This window comes from Aliiruegeria haliotis (assembly GCF_003003255.1).
Lineage (GTDB): Bacteria > Pseudomonadota > Alphaproteobacteria > Rhodobacterales > Rhodobacteraceae > Tropicimonas > Tropicimonas haliotis.
Window position 1 is genome coordinate 176998 of record NZ_PVTD01000003.1, and the last position, 14183, is coordinate 191180.

Below are 14183 nucleotides of genomic sequence, written 5' to 3' on the forward strand. Positions count from 1 at the left end.
GTGACCTCAGGCGGCCTTGCGACCGCGGGAGCGGCCTCTAGACGACTGTCCACGGGAGGGCTTGCCACGCCCGTTCCCTTTTCCGGGACCATTGCCGCGGGATTGCCGCCCCTGCGTCTCGATGCCGTCGCCACCCCAACGGGTGCCGCCGAGGACCGGGATTTCCCGTCCCATCGTCTTTTGAATCGCCTTCAGCTCGGACATTTCTGCAGGCGCGCAATAGGCCACGGCGCGACCGTCACGACCGGCACGCGCGGTGCGGCCGATGCGGTGGACGTAATTGTCCGGAACGTTGGGCAGATCGTAGTTGTAGACATGGCGCACGCCCGGAATGTCGAGCCCGCGGGCGGCGACATCAGTTGCCACCAGCACCTTCAACTCGCCGTCGCGGAAGGCCTTGATTGCGCGTTCACGCTGTCCCTGGGACTTGTTGCCGTGGATGGCCCCGACCGCGTATCCCGCTTTCTCCAAGGATTTCGCCAGCCGGTTGGCGCCGTGCTTCGTGCGGGTGAAGACGAGGCCCAGTTCGGCGCGGTGAGCGTCGAGGTGCTCGATCAAGAGCGCGGTTTTCTCTGCCTGCTGGACGAAGTGGAGGCCTTGGGTGACCTTGTCGGCGGGCTTGCCCGGAGGGGCAACCTCCACGCGGACCGGATCGGTCAGGTAAGCCCTCGAGAGCTCCGCCATCAGCTTCGGCATGGTGGCGGAAAATAGCATGGTCTGACGGTCCTTGCGCAGAAGCGGGGCAATGCGGCGCAGCGCGTGGATGAAGCCCATGTCGAGCATCTGGTCGGCTTCATCAAGGACGAGGAAGCGGGTCTGGTCGAGGCGAACCGCCTTGCGGTCGATCAAGTCGATCAGGCGACCCGGCGTGGCAACAAGCAGATCCGAGCCGCGTTGCAGCCGCTGGGATTGCGCATTGAGCGAGGCACCGCCGACGACGAGATTGACCTTGAGATGCGTACCTTCCGTGTAGGCGCGCAGGTTGTCGGAGATCTGCTTGGCCAGTTCGCGGGTCGGCGCGAGGATCAGGCCGCGCACCGACTTCGGATCCGGCTTGGTGCCAGCTTTCAGGAGCTTGTGGGCCATAGGCAGGCCAAAGGCGGCAGTCTTGCCGGTGCCGGTCTGGGCGATTCCCATCACGTCACGTCCTTCGAGAGCATGCGGGATGGCTTGTGTCTGGATCGGGGTCGGCTCGGTGATGCCCTGTTCGGCAAGGCGGGTCACGAGGCGCGGCTGGAGGCCGAGGGTTTCGAATGTCATTCGGATGGATTTCCTTTGGGGCCGGACGGCCGTATCGGACCGGCGGCAGAAACGGGAACGTCGCCGTCCGGACAGGGCGGCGGATCGCAGTCGGGTTCCACGGTGCACTGGCGGCGGGCCGAACTGCCCGGAATGCCGTCACCGCGGCGGACCCCCGCGTGATTTGGGAACCTGGGAAGTATCGCGCCGCTTCATCCCGGAGAGGGAGAGCCATCGTCTGCTCACGCGGCAGAGGCGTCGATTGACCCCACTTGGGGCCTGCAGGTGCCCAAGTCAACCCGTAACCTTCGGCGGGGGCATCCGGATCGCTACATCAGCGGGTCTCGAACCCCGGCGAGCCACGGTCCTCGGGGTGGCGTTGCAGGTGCTCGGCCTTGATCCCCTCCGACATCAGCCGCGAGCCGTCGTGGCTCCAGCCCGGGGGCGCCACGCAGTACAGGAGCCGCTCGCGGAGGCTCAATCCCGGCAGCGTAGCATCGCGGAAAATGCCCACCCATTCGTGGAAGGCCACGCGAAGCGGATTGAACGTGCCGATGTTGTGGACCAGCCCATAATCCGGCTTCTCGTCCTTCAGTTCCGGAACAAACGTGCCGAACAACTTGTCCCATACAATGAAAACACCAGCGTAGTTCGCATCAAGGTAGCGGGGATTGCGTCCGTGATGCACGCGGTGGTGGGAGGGCGTGTTCATCACGGCCTCGAACCAGCGGGGCATCTTCCCGATTGCCTCGGTGTGTATCCAGAACTGGTAGATCAGGTTCAGACCGCCACAGAAAAGCACCATCGCAGGGTGGAACCCCGCCAGGATCAGCGGCGCTCGGACGATCATCATGAAGGTGAATGTCCCCGTCCATGTCTGTCGCAACGCCGTCGTCAGGTTGTAGTGCTGGGAGGAATGGTGGTTGACGTGACTGGCCCAGACCCAACGGATGCGGTGGCCGAAGCGGTGAACCCAGTAGTAGCGCAAATCATCGAGCACGAAGCACACAGCGACCGCCCCCCAGGAGGTTCCCAGGTCGAATGGCGTGATCGCCCAGAGCGCCATGAAGAAGCCCCACGCAATGAAGCCCAGCAGGATGCCCGAAGCAACGCTGCCAGCTCCCATGATCAGCGAGGTGACGGCGTCGCGTGTCTCGTACCGGCCGCCGCGGTGCCTGACGGCGATCCATGTCAGTTCCAGAAGGATCGCGGCAATGAAGACAGGGACGGCGAAGTTGACGACATCCGGATAGGACAGTTGGTCAGTCATGCAGGCAGGCTCCCGGTTTCCTCGGTGAGGATGGCACTCCATGCGGAGATGTCGGAGGTTTCGTCGAGGTGAACACGGAGCCGAGGCGCGCCGAAATCGGGAAACCGAACGTCAAGACCGTCGGCGGTTTGCTGCACCCGGGCCCCCGCGAGGGGCCGCGCAGTGGTATCCAGCCCCATGACCCAGACAATCCCCGGACCGGATTGCGCCTCGACCAGCGCGGAATGGCCACCTGCGGCAAGTGTCGCAAACCAGGCAGGATCCGCGGGAAACTCGCGTTCCCACGCGGCTAGAGCATCGGACGGGGTAGAGAGACGGCGCGAAATGGAGCGTCCTGACAGATGGGTCAGCAAGGCAATCCCGACGATTCCGACGACCACGAGGACGAGCAGTATCTCCAATGGCATGAATGACACCTCCGCCCGGAGGGTTGCCGCGCAGAGGCGTCGCTGTCAAAGACGTCGTAGCGTCACGGGCGCGTGCCCATGTGACAGGTCCGAGGCCGCAATGCCGATGCTTTCCAGCAGCCCGTGGACCTCGCCTTCAACGCCAAGAAAGGTCACTGCCGACGAAAGGTCGGTGAAGACCTCCATGTTGACCGTCGGAATTTCGTCCATGATTTCCTGCGTCATGCGGCTCATGCCGAAAGCAAGGTCGTTTGGCGCGTACTGGGCCCAGAGCACAGGTTGGTCGACCTGGGTAAAGAGCGGCCGAAACCGGTCCCGCAGGGAGATCAGGCTGAGCACCGTAATATCGGTCCCGGTCATCTGCGAGGAATCGAGAAACATCGGCAGTCCGAACCGCCAGTCCGGATCCGAGGTGACGTCGGTGACCAGGTCGCGCTGGTCCTGCATCGTCGTATGGCCGACGTATCGCATCACAAGAAGCCCGGGGTCAGGATGGATCTGGTAGCGGTATGGCATCCGCCTACTCCCTCCGACCTGCCAGGAATCGCGCGACGGGAAGCAACGGAGCGTATGCGCTCCGCACTGGTTTCCGCGTCGGGATTTGTGATTTGATCTGGCGCATGCTCTCTGTCGGCAATTTCCCGCTCATTACACCGTATCGGCGGATCATGGCCAAACGGGAAATCGCCGGTTGACGGAAAGTGTTGCCGAATGGGCCCAGATACCAGCAGCAAAGGGCGTTTGCCACGCAACGAGCACATTGTTGCAGGCAAAAGTCACCCTCCGCTCGCCTGCCGCGTCGGGAAGAATGCCGCCACAGACGGCGAGGACGAACCCGCTTCAGTCTCGTCGGAATGCCTGTCTTCGCCCCTCTGCATTGCAGTCCAAGTGGGCCGGGAACGTGGTGGGCCATGCGGCAGTTTCCGCCCGACCGTCCTGGCTCGCAAGCCACCCCGGGCGTGGATGTGGGCGGCTCTCCCGACGCACCAGCACAAGCGGCAGGCAGACCGGCCCCAGAGTTGGCCTGTCAACTGCTCATGCCGCGTGGCTTATCCCTCCGCGGCGAGCGCTTCGAGGATTGCCAAGGCGCTGTCGCTGTCCCAGTGCGCATCACCAATGAGGCGGCCGACCTCGCGCCCTTCGGGGTCGAGAACCACCGTCACCGGAAGCCCCATGACACCGAACTGCCGCGCCACCTTCTGCTTTGGATCGAGGTAATCCGGGAGGTTTGTCACACCGATATCCTCGAAGAATTTCCGGATCGCCTGCGGGTTGTTGCGCCCGGTTGCAATGGTGACGACCTCGACCGGCTTTCCATCCATCATCGTCTGGAGGTTCGAGAGTGTCGGCATCTCCTTGCGGCAGGGCGCACACCAGGTGGCCCAGAAATTCACAACCAGCCATTGTCCGCGCTTGTCGGCCAGCGAATACGACTGCCCCGCGATATCGACGACCACGACATCGATTGCGTCCTTCGGCGCCTCGTGCAGCACCAGCTTCTTCATGTCGCCCTCACGCAGCGCGGCGGCCGTTTCCACGTCGGCAGACGCCGGGTTTGCCAAGACAGCAAGCCCCGTATAGACCATCGCGGCCAATAGATGCTTCATTCCTACCTCCGAGGTCCAACCCATGAGCGATGCCTCCGACACCTCCGCCAACCAGATGTGGGGCGGACGTTTTTCCACCGGTGTAGACGCAATCATGGAGGCAATTAATGCCTCTATCGATTTCGACAAGCGTCTGGCCCGGCAGGATATCGAGGGCTCGCGCGCCCATGCGGCCATGCTGGCCGCACAGGGCATCCTGACGGATAGCGATGCGGAGGCGATCCGGGAAGGCCTTCTCACGGTCTTGTCAGAGATCGAGGGCGGAAAGTTCACCTACTCGCGTGCGCTCGAAGACATCCACATGAACGTGGAGGCCCGGCTGAAGGAAATCGTCGGCGAGCCGGCGGGTCGGCTGCACACGGCGCGGTCGCGAAACGACCAGGTGGCAACGGACTTCAAACTGTGGATGCGGGACCAGTACGATGCCGCCATCGCGGGGATCGAAGCCCTGCAAAAGGCGCTCCTCGCGCAGGCCGAGCAGGGCGCGGACTGGGTGATGCCCGGCTTCACCCATCTGCAAACTGCGCAGCCTGTAACCTGGGGCCATCACATGCTGGCCTACGTGGAGATGCTGGGGCGCGACGCCAGTCGCTTCCGTGATGGGCGCACACGGATGAACGAAAGCCCGCTGGGCGCGGCGGCGCTGGCCGGCACATCCTTCCCGATCGACCGGCATATGACGGCGGCCGCGCTCGGCTTCGACCGTCCGGCGGCAAACTCGCTCGACGCGGTGTCGGATCGAGATTTCGCACTGGAGTTCCTCGCCTCCGCCTCAATTTGCGCGATGCACCTCAGCCGGCTTGCCGAAGAGCTGGTGATCTGGTCTTCGGCACAGTTCCGTTTCGTGCGAATGTCGGATGCCTTCTCCACAGGCTCCTCGATCATGCCGCAGAAGAAGAACCCCGATGCTGCGGAACTGATCCGGGCCAAGATCGGCCGGATCATGGGCGCGATGGTGGGGTTGTTCACGGTGATGAAAGGTCTGCCGCTGACCTATTCCAAGGACATGCAGGAGGACAAGGAACAGGCGTTCGATGCCGCGGACAGCCTGATGCTTGCGCTGGCAGCGATGACCGGCATGATCGCCGACCTCTCGGCCAACCGCGAAGAGTTGGAGCGGGCGGCAGCCAGCGGGTTCTCGACGGCGACCGACCTCGCCGACTGGCTCGTGCGGGCGCTGAATCTTCCGTTCCGCGACGCCCATCACGTCACCGGGTCGCTTGTTGCTATGGCCGAGCAAAAAGGGTGCGACCTTCCGGACCTTACTCTGCCGGAGATGCAATCTGTCCATTCGGGCATTACCGAAGAGGTTTTTGGGGTTCTCGGGGTTTACAACTCGGTCGCCAGCAGGACTTCCTATGGGGGAACGGCACCATTGCGGGTGCGAGAGCAGATTTCAACTTGGAATGAACGATTGGAATGAAGCGAATTGTGATCTACCTGCCTGAGAGCATCGCCATTGGCCCTGTACCACTGGCGCCAGCGTGGGCACCGGCGGACCATCGGTCGCCGTCGGCACGGTGCATGTGAAGATCATCCGGCATGGCGTGCGCATCACCAATTGATGCGCATTTCCGATGGATCGAAAACAGGAGAAGGCAAATGCGTCAGAAGATCATCAGCGGGGTGTCGGCAATCATGCTGGCCTTGAGCCTGTCCGCCTGCGCACAGCCGAAACCCGATGCGGGGGTCTCGGTGAACGCCAACGGGAACGTGTCAGGCAACGTCGGCGTCAACTCGGGCCGCGTGCATGGCGGTGTGACGACGAGCGGAAAGCCCTATGCCGGCGTCGATGTCGTGGACACGAAGAACGTGGATGTCTCCGTCGGCACCGGCGGCGCCTCAGCCAGCGTTGGCAAGGGACCGGTCAAGGTGCATCTGGGCCGTGGCGGTGTCGGGTTGCGGCTGTGAGGCGGGCACTGGCGACACTCGGGCTGCTGGCCGCGTTCGCCGGTTGCGGCGTGGATGGCGAGCCGATCCCGCCTTCGGATCCCGATCCCGCGCGCAGCCCCGGTGTGTCCATCTCGGGGACCGCAAGCATCGGCGTGACCGGCGGCAGTTCCTAGAGGCTCCCGCGGCCTCCAGCCAAACCGCGCGCTAGTTGATCCGGTCCGGGTGTCCCATCATCCTGTCCGCTTCCAGCGACAGCGCATCGAGGTCATCTTGCAGCTTCTGCCGCAGGCATTCGCGTGTGCTGTCGTCGAGGCGCTTTGGCACCTCCACTTCCCACTTTCGATAGAGCATGACCCCGCGCCCGCCGGGTTTGGGCGAAAACATGTTGTCCCAGACCTTTGGGAGAATGCGATAGCGTTCCACCGAGTTCGAGTAGAGCCAGATCGGGCAACCGGTCAGCCGCGCCCAGTCGATCGGCACCGATTTGGCGATCCGCGCCGGACCTTCGGGGCCATCGACCGCGAAGCCCATGGAAACCCCGTCACGCGCCATTCGCGCCACCTGCAGCGAGGTTGCGGTGTTGGACTTGCGGTCCCGCATGGGCATCGTCTCCAGCCCGAAACGCTGCATGACGCCACCAACCATCCGCCCCGGGCGCGCGGCCGAGGTGACCACGCAGAGCCGGCCCCAGTCCGGGTCCCAGCCGTTTGGCGCAACGGCAAGGCGCCCATGCCAGAGCGCCATGATGACCGGCTGACCGGATCGGACCTCCGCCGCAAGGTCGTCGCGACCGACATGGGTCCAGTCGATCCGGCTGCAAACCCGCCGGATATGCCGTGCCATGAGCGTCGTGGCCGTGCCCGTGATCGCCTCGCTGTCGAGAACGGATTCGACCCGGCGGCGTATGCGCTTGGCGTATTTCGGCACGTTGACCCTTCCTGTTCTTGTGCACTTCACCGGTCTGTCCGGGCGGTGCGTTCCGGCATGTGATACGCCCTGCCACCGCCCATCAAGCCCCGTGTTTCCGCGACCGGCGAAACGCGGCGTGTCGGCGACAGGTTGCTGCGCGCGCCGACGCGTGGCAGGTCTTGTTCTGTCTGGACGGCGGAGAGGGCGATGTCACCATTGCGAATGATCTATCTTGGTCTTGCGGTTGTGGGCACGGTTCTGCCGATGGCGCATTTCTTGCCCTGGCTGGCGGCCAATGGCTGGAGCCTTGTGGCTCTGAAGGACACGTGGTTTGCCCATTCCGGCGTCGAGGGCCTTGCCTGGGACCTGACAATTGCCGCCGTGGCGCTCACCGTGTGGATTGTCGCGGAAACCCGCGTTCGGCGAAACTGGCTCGCGCTGTGGGCGATTCCGGCAACCTTCTGCATCGGCGTCAGTTGTGGCCTGCCGCTCTATCTTTTCCTGCGGACGCGGCCTGTGGAATAGGCAGACGACTCGACTCCGGGCTCGAAGCGGCTAGAATGAGAACTTAACGTGAACATTACCGTGTGCCGGATGCTGCCCGATGCCTGCCCGACGGATCCTTTCGCTCTGGTTTCCCCGCCTGGCGGCCGAACGCCTGTTGCGGCTGGAGGGCGGCGTGCAGACCGCGCCCTTCGCCGTGGTGCGCGATGTGGGCAACATGCAGGTGCTCTCCTCCCTGAATGACGTGGCACAGGCGGAGGGACTGTCCGAGGGGCAGCCGCTCCGGGATGCGCGGGCGATGTGCCCGGACCTGCTGACGCGGCTGGCCAACCCGCAGGCGGAGGCGGCGTTTCTTGCCGTGTTGAGACGATGGGCGGGAAAGTTCTCCCCCTGGGTGGCGGAGGTCCCGCCGGCCTCCCTGGTGGCGGACCTGACCGGCTGCGCGCATCTTTTCGGAGGAGAGGTGGCGCTGCTGGAGCAGGTAGAGGCGGATTGCGCGAGCCTGGGGCTGACCGTGCGGGCCGGGATCGCGGACACGCTGGGCGCGGCCTGGGCGCTGGCACGGTTTACCGGGCGAGGTGCGGAGCAGGTGCGTTCAGGCGATGCCATCGATCAGGAGGCCCGGGCGACCCGCTCCCGGGCGGCAAAGCGGCGGCATTGGGAGCGGGGCGGGGCAGCGCCGAGACATGCCGCCGACGGCTGCGATGGCACACGAATCGCCCCGCCGGGGCAGTTGCGCGCCATCCTGGGTCCGTTGCCGGTGGCCGCGTTGCGGCTGCGCCCCGAAGTGGTGGGGCAGCTCAACCGCCTTGGCCTGCGGCGGATCGACGAATTGTCCGGCCAGCCCCGCGCGGCGCTGGCGCGGCGGTTCGGCAAGGACCTTGTGCTGCGGCTCGACCAGGCCATGGGGCTGGTGCCGGAGCCGGTCTCTCCGGCGAAACCCCGGGCACGGTTCGCGGTCCGCCTGACCCTGCCGGAACCGATCGGGCTGGAGGAAGACCTGCGCGCGGGGCTGGACCGGCTGCTGCCGGCACTGTCGGAGAAGCTGCGGGAGAAGGGCCAGGGCGCACGCCGGGTGCGGTTCCAGGCCTTCCGCTGCGATCACACGATGCAGCCGGTGGAGGTCGGTCTGGCCCGGCCCTCCGCCGATCCGGAACGGCTGCGGCCGCTGTTGCTGATGAAGCTGCACGAGATCGAGGCGGGACCGGGGATCGACATGCTCCGGCTGGAGGCGCATGTGACCGAGCCGGTGCATGCGACCCAGCACCGGGGCCACGCAGGTGCCGCCGCCGATGCGGTGGCCCGCAGCACGCGCAAGGGACAGGCGGCGGCGCTGGAGGACCTGATCGGGCGGCTGGGCGCACGGGTCGGTCTGGAGTCGATCACCCGGCTGCATCCAGCCGACAGCCACATCCCCGAGAAGACGACGAAGATCCTTGCGGCGGCCTGGTCGGAGCCGGCGCGGACCTGGCCTTCCCGCCCGCCGCTGCCGCGCCCGCTGGTCCTGTTCCGACCCGAACCGGTCCATGTGGACGCGCCAGCTGATCGACCCGCGCGCCCGCCGTCGCGCCTGCGGTGGCGGCGGCGGGACCTCACCGTTGTCAGTGTCACCGGCCCGGAGCGGATCGCACCGGAATGGTGGCTGGACGAACCGGAGTGGCGCTCTGGCACGCGGGATTACTGGCGCGTCGAGGTGGAAGGCGGCGAGCGGCTCTGGATCTACTATGCCCATGGCGGGGCAATGTCGGCGGGGTGGTTCTGCCAGGGATGTTTCGCGTGACCCCCAGGCCGGCGATCAGCTTGCAGGCACCGCGACACCAACGATCGGCCCGAGCGGAAAGCCGGCATCCGAACGTCCGATGGCCGGTGCGTGGAGCCGGGACACCTTGCCGTCGAAGTAAAGTGCGTTCGGCGTCTTCAGCACATCTCGGAACAGGCGACCAAAGCTGTGGAAATTGACGCGGTTCTCCGAGATCGCGAAATGCACCGTCTTGCCGTCGGGTGCCACACCGACCCCGTTGCGAATGAACCGGCTGTCGGAATCCACAAGGAAGCGCGGATGCAGCGCTCCGTCGATGACCAGCATCGGGCCGGACTGGCTGGCATAGCGGCAACTCGGCGGATTGGCGGCGAAAGCCCGGCTTTCGATCACGGCGGCAGACCCGTCGCGAATGCAGAAAACGCCGTTCGGCAGCAGGCCGAAGTTGCCCGGGCCGTCGCGGGTGACCAGCGGGCCGCTCTGCACACCGTTTTCGAGGTAGAGACCAACCGGGCTGCGATCATCGTGATACATCCCGGCGTTCATTGCGAATGCCAGTTGCTGGCCCTGTTCCCGCAACGCCGAATCGATGGCCCCGAAGCCACCGTAGAGACGCCCGTCGGAATCGCTGTGCCAGAGGCGGAGATCGTCCTGGTCGGTCCGAACCGTGCAGACGGAATACCGGCTGCCATCGTGGGTCAGCCGCCGGCAGTCCGGATCGGCGGCCGCAGGTGTCACGGCCAGGAAGGGCGCCAGAAGGGCCGCCAGAATTGCCCCGCCCGTAAGGCGGACACACGCATCAAAGCGCATCGTCGTCCTCTTGGTCGTCCGCGATATCCCGCTTCACCGCCTCTTGAGAGAACAGGCGGCGTGTCTCGTCCATCCGATCAAAGGTGTCGTCCAGAACGAAGCGCAACTGCGGCGCATATTTCAACGCCAACCCCTTCGCCACCACCCGGCGCAGTTCCGACCGGTTGCGAATGAGCGCCTCCAGCGCCTCCTGCGCGTGATCGCCGCCCAGCGGCAGCACGTAGGCGGTGGCAACCTTCAGATCGGGCGATGTGCGAACTTCGGCCACAGTGATCGACATGCGGTTGAGGTCGGGGTCGTGGATGTCGCCATGGGCCAGCACATCCGAGAGCCGCCGGCGGACCAACTCACCGACGCGCAGCTGCCGCTGCGACGGGCCGGGACCAGTATGAAACTTGTTCTTTGCCATGCCTCCCACCTAGGGCGGCGGGACGGCATTCGCAAGCGGGGCTTTGCGTGACGGGGCGGCCTCGGCTAAAGGGGGCGGGTGCTGAAGTGGAGACTACGATGAGCGAAACACCCGGGATTGTTGTCATGGGCGCATCGGGCCGGATGGGCCAGATGCTTGTGCGCGAGGTGAACGCCCATCCGAAGATGCGGCTGGCAGGCGCAGTGGAACGCCCAGGGCACGGTTGGATCGGCAAGGACCTCGGGTCCGCAATGGGCGGGCAGCCGACCGGGCTCTTCGTAACCGACGATCCGCTTGAAGCGATGGCCGGCGCGCAGGGCGTGATCGATTTCACTACGCCGCAAGTCACCATCGACCTTTCCGTGATCGCGGCGCAGGCCCGCGCGGTCCACGTCATCGGCACCACCGGCATGACGGACGAGGACATTGCGAAACTGGACGCCGCCGCGCGTCATGCCGTGATTGTGCGTGCCGGAAACATGAGCCTCGGCGTCAACTTGCTGACGCAACTGACAAAGCAGGTCGCCGCCGCGCTCGATGAGGATTTCGACATCGAAGTGGTCGAGGCGCATCATCGCCACAAGGTGGACGCACCCTCGGGCACGGCGCTGATGCTGGGCGAGGCCGCTGCCGAAGGGCGAGGTCTGGATTTCAAGGAGGCCTACGAAGCCGCGCGGGACGGGATCACCGGCGCGCGGGCACCCGGCAAGATCGGTTTCTCAGCCATTCGCGGCGGCGACATCGTCGGTGAACACGACGTGATCTTTGCCGGCGCCGGAGAGCGAATCGTGCTGCGCCACCTGGCCAGCGACCGGGCGCTCTTTGCACGCGGCGCGCTGAAGGCAGTGCTCTGGGGGCAGGACAAGAGGCCGGGTCACTACTCCATGCTGGACGTACTCGGGTTGTGATGTCCCATCTTGAAGCCCTGTCGGAAATCCGTTCCCTGGGATTTCGCAGCGACTTCCTGGTCCTGGCCGGAGAGAGCATGGCCGAGGTGCACCCCGACCGGATCGTCCTGCGCACCCCGGACCAGCCGGATTTCTGGTGGGGCAACCTTGTTCTGTTTCGCGACGGCCAGGTCGACCCCGTGACGCAGCCCGAGCAGTTTCGTGCCGACTTCCCACAGGCCGCACACGTCTTGGTGGCATGGGACGATCCTGCCATGACAGTCGGCCCCGGCCATTCTGCGCTGGCCGAGGCAGGGTACGAGGTCGAGTCGATGGATGTGCTGACGCTCTCCGGCAATCTGGTCGCGACGCCACCGCCCGAAAACGTGGATATTCGCCCGATCGAGACGGATGCGGATTGGGAAAAGGTGATCGCGCTGCAATGCGAAACCGGTCTTGAGGAGGGTTTCGAACGCGCCTCCTATGAGGCCTTTCTGCGCCAACGATTCGCGTCTCGCCGATGCCAGATCGCGGAGGGCTGGGGGCGTTGGTTCGGCGCCTTCGATGGAGACCTTCTGGTTGGCGATCTCGGAATCTTCGTGGCCGCAGGGATCGCGCGCTACCAACGGGTCGAAACCCGCGCGAGCCATCGACGGCGCGGGATCTGCGCCGCACTGGTTACAGAAGGCGTGAACTGGGCGAGGTCACGGGATCCCAATGCCGTCCCGGTAATCGTCGCGCTCAGTGACGGGCCTGCCGGGCGCGTCTACCGTAGGTGCGGCTTCGCATGGGCCGAGTCGCAGGTCGCGGCGACGCTGCAGCCGAAGGGGGCGAAAGTGTCAGGCTCGTCTGACTGACCGGCTCAGAAGTCGATCGCCAGGCCCTTCTTCTCCCAATCGCCGTAGCGGACAGGTTCCAGCCCCTTGATGCGGCCGCCAAGTTCGGTCGGCATTCCATCGGCATCCGCCGCAGCCTTGCGGGCCTCGGCCTCTTCCAGGGCACGCAGCGCTGCCGGCGGAAGGGACTTGCGGCGCTCCGCTTCGGCTGCCGCCGCGGCTTCGGGGTCGATGTGTTGAGCGTCCTGCAGCTCTTCCCGGGTCTGATCGTCCATGCGCTTGTCCTTGTCGCTGATCCCCCGGTGATATACGCCCCGCGGATCAAAGAACCAAGGGAAGGGCCGTCACATGACCGGGAAGGGCCGGAGCGGAAAGGTCAGCGGGGTCGCCCCGCGACAACTGGCGCTGGATCTGCTGCAAGGTGTCTGGGAAGAGGGCCTGTTGCTGGCGGAGATGGAAACGCACCCCCATTTCGCCGAAGCTCCGCCCGAGATCCGTGCCCGCGCGGGCAGGCTCGCCCGGCGGACCCTGCGGCTCGCCGGGCGAGCCGATGCGGCCCTGAAACCCTACCTGAAGCGCGATCCCGGCGCCGGCATTCGCGCCCTTCTGCGGCTTGCGACGGTCGAGATGCTGTCGGAGGGAGAGGCGGCCCATGGCGTCGTCAACGCCGCCGTGAGCATGGCGCGAAAGGAACAGCCCAAGGCGGCGCCCATGGTCAACGCCGTTCTGCGACGCGTTGCAGAGGGAGGGTTGGCATCCTGGCAGACCGCCCAGCCCCAAAGGTTGCCGAACTGGCTCCGTGGCCGTCTCGGTGCGCAATATGGCAATGCCCGCGTCGCGCGGATGGAGGCCCGTTTCGAGGCAGACCCGCCGCTGGACCTGACACTCAAATCCAACGCGGATACGGTCCTGCCAGCCGGTGACCGCTTACCGACCGGCAGCCTCAGGTTGCCCCGGGCCGGTCAGGTCTCCGCGTTGCCAGGCTATGCTGAAGGCGACTGGTGGGTCCAGGATGCCGCCGCGGCCCTTCCCGCGCGGCTCCTCGGGGTGTCGCAGGGCGAGAAGGTTCTGGACATGTGCGCCGCGCCCGGGGGCAAGACCCTGCAACTGGCCGCGGCCGGAGCAAATGTGACGGCGCTCGATGTGTCAGAGGCCCGGTTGGAGCGATTGCAGGACAACCTCGCCCGAACCCGCCTGACGGCTGAGATCGTGGCCGCCGACGCCCTAGAGTGGGAACCGGAAGGCACCTTCCATGCCATCCTGCTCGATGCCCCCTGCTCCGCGACCGGAACGATCCGCCGGCACCCGGACCTCCCTTTCATCAAGGACTCCGCCGGGATCAAACCGCTCTTTGAGTTGCAGGCGGAGATGGCGGACCGGGCGGTGAACTGGCTCAGGCCCGGCGGGCGGATGGTGTTCTGCACCTGCTCGCTGCTGCCGGAGGAAGGCGAGGCGCAGTTGGAGGCATTGCTGCGCAGACATCCGAACCTGTCACCCGATACGGGGGCCGTAGAGGCTATGCCGGACATCGACCCGGAGTGGATCGCCGCCCCCGGCGCGTTGCGCATCACTCCCGACATGTGGCCGGAACGCGGCGGTCTGGACGGGTTTTTCATCGCGGCGCTGCGGAAGGCCTGACAGGCGCTGCGCCGC

General features: G+C 65.6%; 17 protein-coding genes. 8 read left to right on the forward strand and 9 right to left on the reverse strand.

Annotated elements, in window-relative coordinates; translation table 11 throughout:
* Nucleotides 1-6 precede the first annotated feature (6 nt).
* From CLV78_RS10070 to CLV78_RS10090, 5 genes are all read right to left on the reverse strand, one after another.
* A complete protein-coding gene (locus tag CLV78_RS10070) occupies nucleotides 7-1260 on the reverse strand; it encodes a DEAD/DEAH box helicase (RefSeq protein ID WP_106204680.1) in 1254 nt (417 codons plus the stop codon).
* A gap of 313 nt (nucleotides 1261-1573) precedes the next feature.
* Nucleotides 1574-2509, reverse strand: coding sequence for a sterol desaturase family protein (locus CLV78_RS10075; RefSeq protein WP_106204681.1), 936 nt, complete (start codon nucleotides 2507-2509; stop codon nucleotides 1574-1576).
* Nucleotides 2506-2916 (reverse strand): hypothetical protein, encoded by a 411-nt coding sequence (locus tag CLV78_RS10080; protein WP_106204682.1) that lies wholly within the window; start codon nucleotides 2914-2916, stop codon nucleotides 2506-2508. Before CLV78_RS10080 ends, CLV78_RS10075 begins: the two co-directional genes overlap by 4 nt.
* Before the next feature lie 45 nt (nucleotides 2917-2961).
* The gene (locus CLV78_RS10085) at nucleotides 2962-3432 is read right to left on the reverse strand and encodes a hypothetical protein (protein ID WP_106204683.1); all 471 of its coding nucleotides are present in this window, start codon (nucleotides 3430-3432) and stop codon (nucleotides 2962-2964) included.
* A gap of 533 nt (nucleotides 3433-3965) precedes the next feature.
* On the reverse strand, nucleotides 3966-4523 hold the full coding sequence (locus CLV78_RS10090) for a TlpA disulfide reductase family protein (RefSeq protein ID WP_106204684.1): 558 nt from the start codon (nucleotides 4521-4523) through the stop codon (nucleotides 3966-3968).
* A 22-nt stretch (nucleotides 4524-4545) separates the two neighbouring features.
* Between CLV78_RS10090 and argH the strand changes: the two genes are divergently transcribed.
* From argH to CLV78_RS10105, 3 genes are all read left to right on the forward strand, one after another.
* The gene (argH, locus tag CLV78_RS10095; RefSeq protein WP_106204685.1) at nucleotides 4546-5946 is read left to right on the forward strand and encodes an argininosuccinate lyase; all 1401 of its coding nucleotides are present in this window, start codon (nucleotides 4546-4548) and stop codon (nucleotides 5944-5946) included.
* A gap of 179 nt (nucleotides 5947-6125) precedes the next feature.
* A complete protein-coding gene (locus tag CLV78_RS10100; protein WP_106204686.1) occupies nucleotides 6126-6434 on the forward strand; it encodes a hypothetical protein in 309 nt (102 codons plus the stop codon).
* On the forward strand, nucleotides 6431-6589 hold the full coding sequence (locus CLV78_RS10105; RefSeq protein ID WP_245924925.1) for an argininosuccinate lyase: 159 nt from the start codon (nucleotides 6431-6433) through the stop codon (nucleotides 6587-6589). Before CLV78_RS10100 ends, CLV78_RS10105 begins: the two co-directional genes overlap by 4 nt.
* A 31-nt stretch (nucleotides 6590-6620) precedes the next feature.
* Here the strand turns inward: CLV78_RS10105 and CLV78_RS10110 are convergent, their stop codons facing one another.
* Nucleotides 6621-7373: a lysophospholipid acyltransferase family protein gene (locus CLV78_RS10110; RefSeq protein WP_211300974.1), complete on the reverse strand. Its 753-nt coding sequence runs from the start codon at nucleotides 7371-7373 to the stop codon at nucleotides 6621-6623.
* Between the two features lie 159 nt (nucleotides 7374-7532).
* Between CLV78_RS10110 and CLV78_RS10115 the strand changes: the two genes are divergently transcribed.
* Together CLV78_RS10115 and CLV78_RS10120 are read left to right on the forward strand one after the other, a co-directional pair.
* Nucleotides 7533-7850 (forward strand): DUF2834 domain-containing protein, encoded by a 318-nt coding sequence (locus CLV78_RS10115; RefSeq protein WP_106204688.1) that lies wholly within the window; start codon nucleotides 7533-7535, stop codon nucleotides 7848-7850.
* A 79-nt stretch (nucleotides 7851-7929) separates the two neighbouring features.
* Complete coding sequence (locus tag CLV78_RS10120; protein ID WP_106204689.1) at nucleotides 7930-9609, forward strand: Y-family DNA polymerase; 1680 nt, start codon at nucleotides 7930-7932, stop codon at nucleotides 9607-9609.
* A 15-nt stretch (nucleotides 9610-9624) separates the two neighbouring features.
* On the opposite strand, the gene CLV78_RS10125 is transcribed toward CLV78_RS10120, so the two are convergent.
* Together CLV78_RS10125 and rbfA are read right to left on the reverse strand one after the other, a co-directional pair.
* A complete protein-coding gene (locus CLV78_RS10125) occupies nucleotides 9625-10398 on the reverse strand; it encodes a phosphodiester glycosidase family protein (RefSeq protein ID WP_106204690.1) in 774 nt (257 codons plus the stop codon).
* Nucleotides 10388-10807 (reverse strand): 30S ribosome-binding factor RbfA, encoded by a 420-nt coding sequence (gene rbfA, locus CLV78_RS10130; RefSeq protein WP_106204691.1) that lies wholly within the window; start codon nucleotides 10805-10807, stop codon nucleotides 10388-10390. Before rbfA ends, CLV78_RS10125 begins: the two co-directional genes overlap by 11 nt.
* A gap of 98 nt (nucleotides 10808-10905) precedes the next feature.
* Between rbfA and dapB the strand changes: the two genes are divergently transcribed.
* Together dapB and CLV78_RS10140 are read left to right on the forward strand one after the other, a co-directional pair.
* Entirely contained in the window at nucleotides 10906-11715 is an 810-nt protein-coding gene (gene dapB / locus CLV78_RS10135) for a 4-hydroxy-tetrahydrodipicolinate reductase (RefSeq protein ID WP_106204692.1), read from the forward strand.
* Entirely contained in the window at nucleotides 11715-12551 is an 837-nt protein-coding gene (locus CLV78_RS10140; RefSeq protein ID WP_211300975.1) for a GNAT family N-acetyltransferase, read from the forward strand. The genes dapB and CLV78_RS10140 overlap by 1 nt, the downstream gene beginning before the upstream one ends.
* Nucleotides 12552-12556: 5 nt before the next feature.
* Here CLV78_RS10140 and CLV78_RS10145 read toward each other — a convergent pair whose 3' ends face one another.
* On the reverse strand, nucleotides 12557-12781 hold the full coding sequence (locus tag CLV78_RS10145; protein ID WP_425427941.1) for a DUF1674 domain-containing protein: 225 nt from the start codon (nucleotides 12779-12781) through the stop codon (nucleotides 12557-12559).
* Between the two features lie 97 nt (nucleotides 12782-12878).
* Here CLV78_RS10145 and CLV78_RS10150 point away from each other — a divergent pair, with 97 nt between their 5' ends.
* Nucleotides 12879-14168 carry an RsmB/NOP family class I SAM-dependent RNA methyltransferase gene (locus CLV78_RS10150; protein ID WP_106204694.1) on the forward strand — a complete coding sequence of 430 codons (1290 nt, stop codon included), beginning with the start codon at nucleotides 12879-12881 and terminating at the stop codon, nucleotides 14166-14168.
* Nucleotides 14169-14183: the final 15 nt, after the last annotated feature.

Excerpts from the sequence above, each read along its gene's own strand:
- CLV78_RS10070 (WP_106204680.1), bottom strand. The coding sequence starts at position 1,260 with ATGACATTCGAAACCCTCGGCCTCCAGCCGCGCCTCGTGACCCGCCTT.
- CLV78_RS10075 (WP_106204681.1), bottom strand. The coding sequence starts at position 2,509 with ATGACTGACCAACTGTCCTATCCGGATGTCGTCAACTTCGCCGTCCCT.
- CLV78_RS10080 (WP_106204682.1), bottom strand. The coding sequence starts at position 2,916 with ATGCCATTGGAGATACTGCTCGTCCTCGTGGTCGTCGGAATCGTCGGG.
- CLV78_RS10085 (WP_106204683.1), bottom strand. The coding sequence starts at position 3,432 with ATGCCATACCGCTACCAGATCCATCCTGACCCCGGGCTTCTTGTGATG.
- CLV78_RS10090 (WP_106204684.1), bottom strand. The coding sequence starts at position 4,523 with ATGAAGCATCTATTGGCCGCGATGGTCTATACGGGGCTTGCTGTCTTG.
- argH (WP_106204685.1), top strand. The coding sequence starts at position 4,546 with ATGAGCGATGCCTCCGACACCTCCGCCAACCAGATGTGGGGCGGACGT.
- CLV78_RS10100 (WP_106204686.1), top strand. The coding sequence starts at position 6,126 with ATGCGTCAGAAGATCATCAGCGGGGTGTCGGCAATCATGCTGGCCTTG.
- CLV78_RS10115 (WP_106204688.1), top strand. The coding sequence starts at position 7,533 with ATGTCACCATTGCGAATGATCTATCTTGGTCTTGCGGTTGTGGGCACG.
- CLV78_RS10120 (WP_106204689.1), top strand. The coding sequence starts at position 7,930 with ATGCCTGCCCGACGGATCCTTTCGCTCTGGTTTCCCCGCCTGGCGGCC.
- CLV78_RS10125 (WP_106204690.1), bottom strand. The coding sequence starts at position 10,398 with ATGCGCTTTGATGCGTGTGTCCGCCTTACGGGCGGGGCAATTCTGGCG.
- rbfA (WP_106204691.1), bottom strand. The coding sequence starts at position 10,807 with ATGGCAAAGAACAAGTTTCATACTGGTCCCGGCCCGTCGCAGCGGCAG.
- dapB (WP_106204692.1), top strand. The coding sequence starts at position 10,906 with ATGAGCGAAACACCCGGGATTGTTGTCATGGGCGCATCGGGCCGGATG.
- CLV78_RS10140 (WP_211300975.1), top strand. The coding sequence starts at position 11,715 with ATGTCCCATCTTGAAGCCCTGTCGGAAATCCGTTCCCTGGGATTTCGC.
- CLV78_RS10150 (WP_106204694.1), top strand. The coding sequence starts at position 12,879 with ATGACCGGGAAGGGCCGGAGCGGAAAGGTCAGCGGGGTCGCCCCGCGA.